The sequence below is a fragment of the Pseudomonas sp. SIMBA_068 genome, from assembly GCF_046534705.1.
GTDB classification, from domain to species: Bacteria; Pseudomonadota; Gammaproteobacteria; order Pseudomonadales; family Pseudomonadaceae; genus Aquipseudomonas; species Aquipseudomonas putida.
The window spans coordinates 210820-218519 of sequence record NZ_JAWRYI010000011.1; the positions used below are offsets into that span (position 1 = coordinate 210820).

The 7700-nt window shown below is 60.0% G+C and carries 8 protein-coding genes; all 8 read left to right on the forward strand.

The window, feature by feature from the left end:
• Positions 1-7 precede the first annotated feature (7 nt).
• The 8 genes from SB756_RS23580 to msrQ all read left to right on the forward strand — a co-directional run bounded on the left by SB756_RS23580 (position 8) and on the right by msrQ (position 7548).
• On the forward strand, positions 8-811 hold the full coding sequence (locus tag SB756_RS23580) for a tetratricopeptide repeat protein (protein ID WP_341796807.1): 804 nt from the start codon (positions 8-10) through the stop codon (positions 809-811).
• Positions 811-1143: a YqcC family protein gene (locus SB756_RS23585; protein ID WP_341796806.1), complete on the forward strand. Its 333-nt coding sequence runs from the start codon at positions 811-813 to the stop codon at positions 1141-1143. Before SB756_RS23580 ends, SB756_RS23585 begins: the two co-directional genes overlap by 1 nt.
• A gap of 410 nt (positions 1144-1553) precedes the next feature.
• Positions 1554-3278: an acetolactate synthase 3 large subunit gene (locus SB756_RS23590; RefSeq protein WP_341796805.1), complete on the forward strand. Its 1725-nt coding sequence runs from the start codon at positions 1554-1556 to the stop codon at positions 3276-3278.
• A 1-nt stretch (position 3279) separates the two neighbouring features.
• On the forward strand, positions 3280-3771 hold the full coding sequence (ilvN, locus tag SB756_RS23595; RefSeq protein ID WP_225790222.1) for an acetolactate synthase small subunit: 492 nt from the start codon (positions 3280-3282) through the stop codon (positions 3769-3771).
• A 54-nt stretch (positions 3772-3825) separates the two neighbouring features.
• Positions 3826-4842: a ketol-acid reductoisomerase gene (ilvC, locus tag SB756_RS23600; protein ID WP_410912065.1), complete on the forward strand. Its 1017-nt coding sequence runs from the start codon at positions 3826-3828 to the stop codon at positions 4840-4842.
• A gap of 150 nt (positions 4843-4992) precedes the next feature.
• On the forward strand, positions 4993-5844 hold the full coding sequence (gene pssA / locus SB756_RS23605) for a CDP-diacylglycerol--serine O-phosphatidyltransferase (protein WP_016501605.1): 852 nt from the start codon (positions 4993-4995) through the stop codon (positions 5842-5844).
• A gap of 79 nt (positions 5845-5923) precedes the next feature.
• Positions 5924-6937, forward strand: coding sequence for a protein-methionine-sulfoxide reductase catalytic subunit MsrP (gene msrP, locus SB756_RS23610; RefSeq protein WP_410912068.1), 1014 nt, complete (start codon positions 5924-5926; stop codon positions 6935-6937).
• Positions 6937-7548 carry a protein-methionine-sulfoxide reductase heme-binding subunit MsrQ gene (gene msrQ, locus SB756_RS23615; RefSeq protein ID WP_410912070.1) on the forward strand — a complete coding sequence of 204 codons (612 nt, stop codon included), beginning with the start codon at positions 6937-6939 and terminating at the stop codon, positions 7546-7548. The genes msrP and msrQ overlap by 1 nt, the downstream gene beginning before the upstream one ends.
• The last annotated feature ends 152 nt before the right edge of the window (positions 7549-7700 follow it).

A 7700-nucleotide genomic window follows, 5' to 3' on the forward strand; every position in this document is an offset into this window, starting at 1 on the left:
TGCATTGATGAGGTGTGACGTGAACAAGTGGCTGTTTCCTGCCGTGACGGCGTTGGCTGTGCTCCAAGGGTGCTCTAGCGTCCCGCGCGGTAATATTCCGGTGGTCGATTCGAGCACTCGCGTGTCCAACAGCGAGCGCGTGACGGCCAACCGCTCGGCGGGTGGCTATAACACGGGCACCGCGCAAGCGCAGACGTTGCCCGAAGACTCCGGCGTGACCGTGATGATCCCGCAGGGCGCTGGCGCTTCTGGCATCCAGACGTTCCCGGCTGCCAATGGCGCGGCGCCGATCAGCACCTCGCCAATCACGCCGGGCCCGATTACCCCTGGCCCGGTCAGTTCGGCGCCGATGACCACCAACCCCAACCCGATCGCCGACGAGCCGTTCGACATCGCGGCAATGAACAGCACCCCGGCAAGCACCAGCGCGCCAACCGGCATTCCGCGCAGCAGCACCGCTGCCGGTGGTCTGTCGGCCGACGAGCAACTGGACGGCCCGGTGCTGGCACTGCTGACCACCGCGCAGACTCAGCAGGGCAGTGGTGACTTCAACGGCGCTGCTTCGAGCCTGGAGCGTGCACAGCGCATTGCCCCGCGCGAGCCGCAGGTGCTGTATCGCCTGGCTCAGGTGCGCCTGTCGCAAGGTGATGCAGCGCAGGCCGAGCAGTTGGCGCGTCGCGCCCTGACTTACGCCAACGGCCGCCCAAGCCTGCAGGCCGAGCTGTGGAACACCATCGCCCAGGCCCGTGAAAAGCAAGGTGACAGCGCTGGCGCGGCACTGGCCCGGCAGAAGGCGCGGGTCAATTCGTGATGATCGAGCGACGTATTCTGGACATTGCCGACCACCTGCTGCTGATCGAGCGTGAACTGGTGGTGCAAGGGTGGTGGGATGACGAGCCACCCAGCGACGAGGCTCTGGCCAGTACCGTGCCGTTCGCGGTCGATACCCTCAGTTTCGAGCAGTGGCTGCAATGGATCTTCCTGCCGCGGATGAAGATCATCATCGAGCTCGGGCAGCCGTTGCCCAACGCCTCCAGCATCCTGGTCATGGCCGAGACCGTGTTTACCGACCGGCCGGAGCAAAGTCGTGAGCTGCGCCGCCTGTTGGCAGCATTTGACCAATTGATCGCTCCTTCCGCCTGATTTCTTCAGTTTTTCCTTCAAGGGCCGCAGATTGTGGCCCTTTTTTATGGAAATGTTATTTATTCTGCTGCTGAAGCGATTTTTAGTGGTGGCAGGAATTCATCTTGGGGAAAAATTGGCAATAATTTTTCTTGACATGTTGGCGCCGAATCACAAGAATCCAACTTCCGCTGTAGAGGGACTGCCAGAAGCAGACCCGCTAAGCAGATCATGAGGTGCACACCCGCGCCGACCTGTTACACCCCGCAACGCGTTACCTCGCGCTGGGTGGGAAAGCCCCGCAACACTCAGGGGTGCTCCCAATACTTGCTCAGTCAGTGCTGACGTTTTCGCTCATGCTCTGCTTGGCAGTAAACCTATTAAGACCCGTCCACTAGGGACGGTATTCTGGCGTTTTAGAGGTGAACAACGTGGAGCTTTTATCTGGCGCTGAGATGGTCGTCCGCTTTTTGCGTGACGAAGGCGTTAAGCACATCTACGGGTACCCTGGTGGTGCTCTCCTGCATGTTTACGACGCACTGTTCAAAGAACCGGAAGTGGAACACATCCTGGTTCGTCACGAGCAGGCGGCAACCCATATGGCGGACGGCTACGCCCGCGCCACCGGCAAGGCCGGTGTGGTGCTGGTAACCTCCGGCCCGGGCGCGACCAATGCCATCACCGGCATTGCCACCGCATATATGGATTCGATTCCGATGGTCATCCTGTCCGGCCAGGTGCCTAGCACCATGGTGGGTACCGATGCCTTCCAGGAAACCGACATGATTGGTATCTCGCGGCCGATCGTGAAGCACAGCTTCATGATCAAGAACCCGACCGAGATCCCGGAAGTCCTGAAAAAAGCGTTCTACCTGGCGCAATCCGGTCGCCCAGGTCCGGTCGTGGTCGACATTCCAAAAGATATGACCAACCCGGCCGAAAAGTTCGAATACGTTTACCCGAAAAAGGTCAAGCTGCGCTCCTACAGCCCGGCGGTCCGTGGCCATTCCGGCCAGATCCGCAAGGCCGCCGAGATGCTCCTGGCTGCCAAGCGCCCGATCGTCTACTCCGGTGGTGGCGTGATTCTCGGCGGTGGCTCCGAAGCCCTGACCGAAATCGCCAAGTCGCTGAACCTGCCGGTCACCAATACCCTGATGGGCCTGGGTGGCTTCCCGGGTACCGACCGCCAGTTCCTCGGCATGCTCGGCATGCACGGCAGCTATACCGCCAACATGGCCATGCACAACGCCGACGTGATCCTCGCTGTGGGCGCACGCTTCGACGACCGCGTGGTCAACGGCCCGGCCAAGTTCTGCCCGAACGCCAAGATCATCCACATCGACATCGACCCGGCGTCGATCTCCAAGATGATCAAGGCCGACGTGCCAATTGTCGGCCCGGTCGACAGCGTGCTCAGCGAAATGCTCGGTATCCTCAAGGAAATCGGCGAGCAGCCTGACAAGGCGTGGCTGGATGCCTGGTGGAAGCAGATCGACGAATGGCGTGGCAATGGCGAGATGTTCCCTTACGACAAGGGCGACGGCACTGTCATCAAACCGCAGAAAGTCATCGAAACCCTGTGCGAAGTGACCCATGGCGATGCCTTCGTCACCTCCGACGTAGGCCAGCACCAGATGTTCGCGGCGCAGTACTACCGCTTCAACAAGCCGAACCGCTGGATCAACTCCGGTGGTCTGGGCACTATGGGCTTCGGCTTCCCGGCGGCGATGGGCGTCAAGCTCAACTTCCCGGATCAGGACGTTGCCTGCGTGACTGGCGAGGGCAGCATCCAGATGAACATCCAGGAGCTGTCCACCTGCATGCAGTACGGCCTGCCGGTGAAAATCGTCAACCTGAACAACGGTGTGCTGGGCATGGTCCGCCAGTGGCAGGACATGGCCTACAACGGTCGTCACTCGCACTCGTACGTCGAGTCGCTGCCTGATTTCATCAAGCTGGCCGAGGCCTATGGCCATGTGGGTATCCGCATCACCAGCCTGAAGGACCTCAAGCCGAAGCTGGAAGAAGCGTTTGCGATGAAGGACCGTCTGGTGTTCATCGACATCGCGGTTGACCGCAGCGAGCACGTCTATCCGATGCAGATCAAGGATGGCTCGATGCGTGACATGTGGCTGAGCAAGACGGAGCGTACCTGATATGCGGCACATCATTTCCCTGCTGCTGGAAAACGAACCAGGTGCGTTGTCCCGTGTGGTCGGCCTGTTCTCCCAGCGCAACTACAACATTGAAAGCCTGACCGTGGCCCCGACCGAAGACCCGACCCTGTCGCGTCTGACGCTGACCACCGTTGGCCATGACGAAGTGATCGAACAGATCACCAAGAACCTGAACAAGCTGGTCGAAGTGGTCAAACTTGTCGACCTGTCGGAAAGCGCTCACATCGAGCGTGAACTGATGCTGGTCAAGGTCAAGGCCACCGGTGCCCAGCGCGCCGAGATCAAGCGCACCACGGATATCTTCCGTGGCCAGATCGTCGACGTGACCTCCAGCGTGTACACCGTGCAGCTGAGCGGCACCAGCGACAAACTGGACAGCTTCATCCAGGCGATCGGCACTGCATCGATTCTCGAAACCGTGCGCAGCGGCGTTACCGGCATTGCCCGTGGCGACAAAGTGCTCAGCATCTAAATTCAAAAATTAGCGATGGCTCCGCAGGGGCCGAGATATAACCAGGGGTATTTCATGAAAGTTTTCTACGATAAAGACTGCGACCTTTCCATCATCCAGGGCAAGAAAGTCGCCATCATCGGTTACGGCTCCCAGGGCCACGCTCAAGCGTGTAACCTGAAGGACTCCGGTGTAGACGTTACCGTCGGTCTGCGTAAAGGTTCGGCTACCGTTGCCAAGGCTGAAGCCCACGGCCTGAAAGTTGCCGACGTTGCTACCGCTGTCGCTGCGGCTGACCTGGTCATGATCCTGACCCCGGACGAGTTCCAGGGCGCTCTGTACAAGAACGAGATCGAGCCGAACATCAAGAAGGGCACTACCCTGGCCTTCTCCCACGGCTTCTCGATCCACTACAACCAGGTTGTTCCGCGTGCCGACCTCGACGTGATCATGATCGCGCCGAAGGCCCCGGGCCACACCGTTCGCTCCGAGTTCGTCAAAGGCGGCGGCATTCCTGACCTGATCGCTATCTACCAGGATGCTTCGGGCAATGCCAAGAACGTTGCCCTGTCCTACGCTTCGGGCGTTGGTGGCGGCCGTACCGGCATCATCGAAACCACCTTCAAGGACGAAACCGAAACCGACCTGTTCGGTGAGCAGGCTGTTCTGTGCGGCGGTACCGTTGAACTGGTCAAGGCCGGTTTCGAAACCTTGGTCGAAGCTGGCTACGCGCCGGAAATGGCCTACTTCGAGTGCCTGCACGAACTGAAGCTGATCGTTGACCTCATGTACGAAGGCGGCATCGCCAACATGAACTACTCGATCTCCAACAACGCCGAATATGGTGAGTACGTTACCGGCCCGGAAGTCATCAACGAAGAATCCCGCAAGGCCATGCGCAACGCCCTGAAGCGCATCCAGGACGGCGAGTACGCGAAGATGTTCATTTCCGAAGGTGCTACCAACTACCCATCGATGACCGCCAAGCGCCGCAACAACGCCGCTCACGGTATCGAAATCATCGGCGAGCAACTGCGCTCGATGATGCCGTGGATCTCGGCTAACAAAATCGTCGACAAGACCAAGAACTAAGTCTTATCGAAAGATGAAAAACGCGGCTTCGGCCGCGTTTTTTCGTTCTGGCAGTCCGCTTCTGGTATAAAGCAGACCAGTGGCCTGCTGTCAGAACCTGTTTCGCGGGCCCGTGTCGAACATTTTCCATCCTGTTGCAAGGTACCCTTTATGAGCGAACGTCCCGAAGAGCCGAACAAGCCCTCCGACGCCGAAAGCCTGCTACCTATCGATGAGCACATTGAAGAAGGGCATGACGCCGAAGGCCGCAAGGTGCGCCACCGCGGCATCTACCTGCTGCCCAACCTGTTCACCACCGCCAACCTGTTTGCCGGCTTCTATTCCATCATCAGCTCGATGAGCGCACAGAGCGCCCTGAGTGCCGGTGACCCGCGCGAGGCGAGCAAATACTTCGCCTTCGCCGCCATCGCCATCTTCGTGGCCATGGTGCTCGACGGCCTGGACGGCCGCGTTGCGCGCATGACCAATACCCAGAGCGCCTTCGGTGCCGAGTATGACTCGCTGTCGGACATGGTCGCCTTCGGTGTGGCCCCTGCGTTGCTGGCCTTTGGCTGGGCGCTGGGTGACATGGGCAAAGTCGGCTGGATGGTCGCCTTCATCTATGTGGCCGGTGCCGCGCTGCGCCTGGCGCGCTTCAACACCCAGGTCGGTACCGCTGACAAGCGCTACTTCATCGGCCTGGCCAGCCCGGCTGCCGCAGGTGTGGTAGCGGGTACCGTGTGGGCGTTCAGCGATTACGGTATCCAGGGCTCCAAGCTGTCGTTCCTGGTGGCGCTGCTGGTGGCAGCTGCCGGCATGCTGATGGTCAGCAATATCAAGTACAACAGCTTCAAGGAGCTGGACCTCAAGGGGCGCGTACCATTCGTGGCCATCCTTGCCGTGGTGCTAGTGTTTGCCGTCGTGTTCAGCGACCCGCCGCGCATCCTGCTGCTGATCTTCCTCGCCTATGCAGCGTCGGGGCCGATCCAGTTCCTGTTGAAGGCGCGCCGGCGCAAAGCGTGAAAATTGCTTAACGCTGGAATAACCCTCCGGCTCCATAGTCTTACTGGTACATCCGTTATCCAGTGCTATGGAGCCGCCCATGCTCATCAAGCTTCCCAGGTCTTCCGAGTGCAAGGCGTCGGAGATCACGCCCGAAGGCATCTACCTTTCCCGTCGCACCCTGCTGGGTGGCTCATTGGCCGGCCTGGCGCTGGGCGCATTGCCGGGCAGGGCGGGCGCTGCTGAAGTTTCCCGTTATGCCGATGTGCAGGCGGGTGCCGCACCGGCCTGGTTCACTGACAAGCTCGCTACCACGCGCTGGCAGGCGGTGACGGTGAAGGGCGAGGCAATCACGCCGTTCAAAGATGCTACCCATTACAACAACTTCTATGAATTCGGGCCTGACAAGGGCGACCCGGCCGCCAATGGCGACAGCCTGAAGACCGAACCGTGGTCGATCGTGGTGGATGGTGAGGTGGGCAAGCCCGGGCGCTATGCGCTGGAAGACTTCGTCAAACCTTATCAGCTCGAAGAGCGGATCTATCGGTTGCGTTGTGTAGAGGCGTGGTCGATGGTCATCCCGTGGCTGGGGTTCCCGCTGGCGCAGGTACTCAAGCAGGTCGAGCCGACTTCCAGGGCGCGCTATGTGCGCTTCGAGACGTTGAAAGATCCACAGCATATGCCTGGGCAGCGTTCAGGGTTCGCCTTGATCGACTGGCCTTATCGAGAAGGGTTGCGCCTGGACGAGGCGATGCATCCGCTGGCGATCCTGGCGGTCGGCATGTATGGCCGCGAACTGCCCAATCAGAATGGCGCGCCGTTGCGCCTGGTGGTGCCGTGGAAATATGGCTTCAAGAGCATCAAGTCGATCGTGCGCATCAGCCTGGTGGCTGAGCAGCCGGGCACGACCTGGGAAGGGCTGGCGCCGGATGAATATGGTTTTTATGCCAACGTGAACCCGACGGTCGATCACCCACGCTGGAGCCAGGGGCGCGAACGCCGGTTGCCCAGCGGGTTGTTCAGCCCCAATGTGCGAGAGACGCAGATGTTCAATGGTTACGCTGATGAAGTGGCGTCGCTGTATACAGGGCTTGATCTGCGGAAGAACTATTGATGCGTTACCCCTGGTTTCGCCTGGCGATCTTCATCGTGGGATGCCTGTTCCCGGGGTGGTGGCTATATGAGGCGGCGATGAACCTGCTGGGGCCTGACCCCGGGAAGATCATGATGGATCGCCTTGGGCTTGGGGCGCTTACCTTCCTGCTGGTGACCTTGAGCATGACCCCACTGCAGAAGCTGACGGGCTGGTCGGTGTGGATCGTGGTGCGCCGGCAGCTGGGGTTGTGGGTGTTTGCTTATATAGTGCTGCACATCCTCTGTTACCTCTTCTTTATTCTTGGGCTGGATTGGGGGCAGTTGGCGGTGGAGCTGAGCAAGCGGCCCTACATTATTGTCGGTGCGCTGGGGTTCCTGTGCTTGCTGGCCTTGGCGGTTACCTCGAATCGGTATAGCCAGCGGCGGCTGGGGGCGCGGTGGAAGAAGCTGCACAGGTTGGTGTATCTGGTTCTTGAGCTGGGGTTGCTGCACTTTTTGTGGATTGTGCGCTCGGATCTGCGGGAGTGGGCTGTGTATGCGGTTATCGGTACTTTGCTGATGGTGCTGCGGATTCCTGCTGTTGGGCGGGGGCTTTCCAGGATCGGCAGGAAGCAGGGTAGGGCGGTTTGAGAGTGAGGTGGGGCTGCCAGGGGCCAGTCTTGAGATAGTAGTGGCTGTGAAAGGTGCTTGCCTTTGATCTTGTGCCGCCTGTGAGATCGAGCGCCGCCCGCGCGGCGCTTCGCAGCACAAGGCTGCTCCTACATCTGTTTCGGGCCAATTAT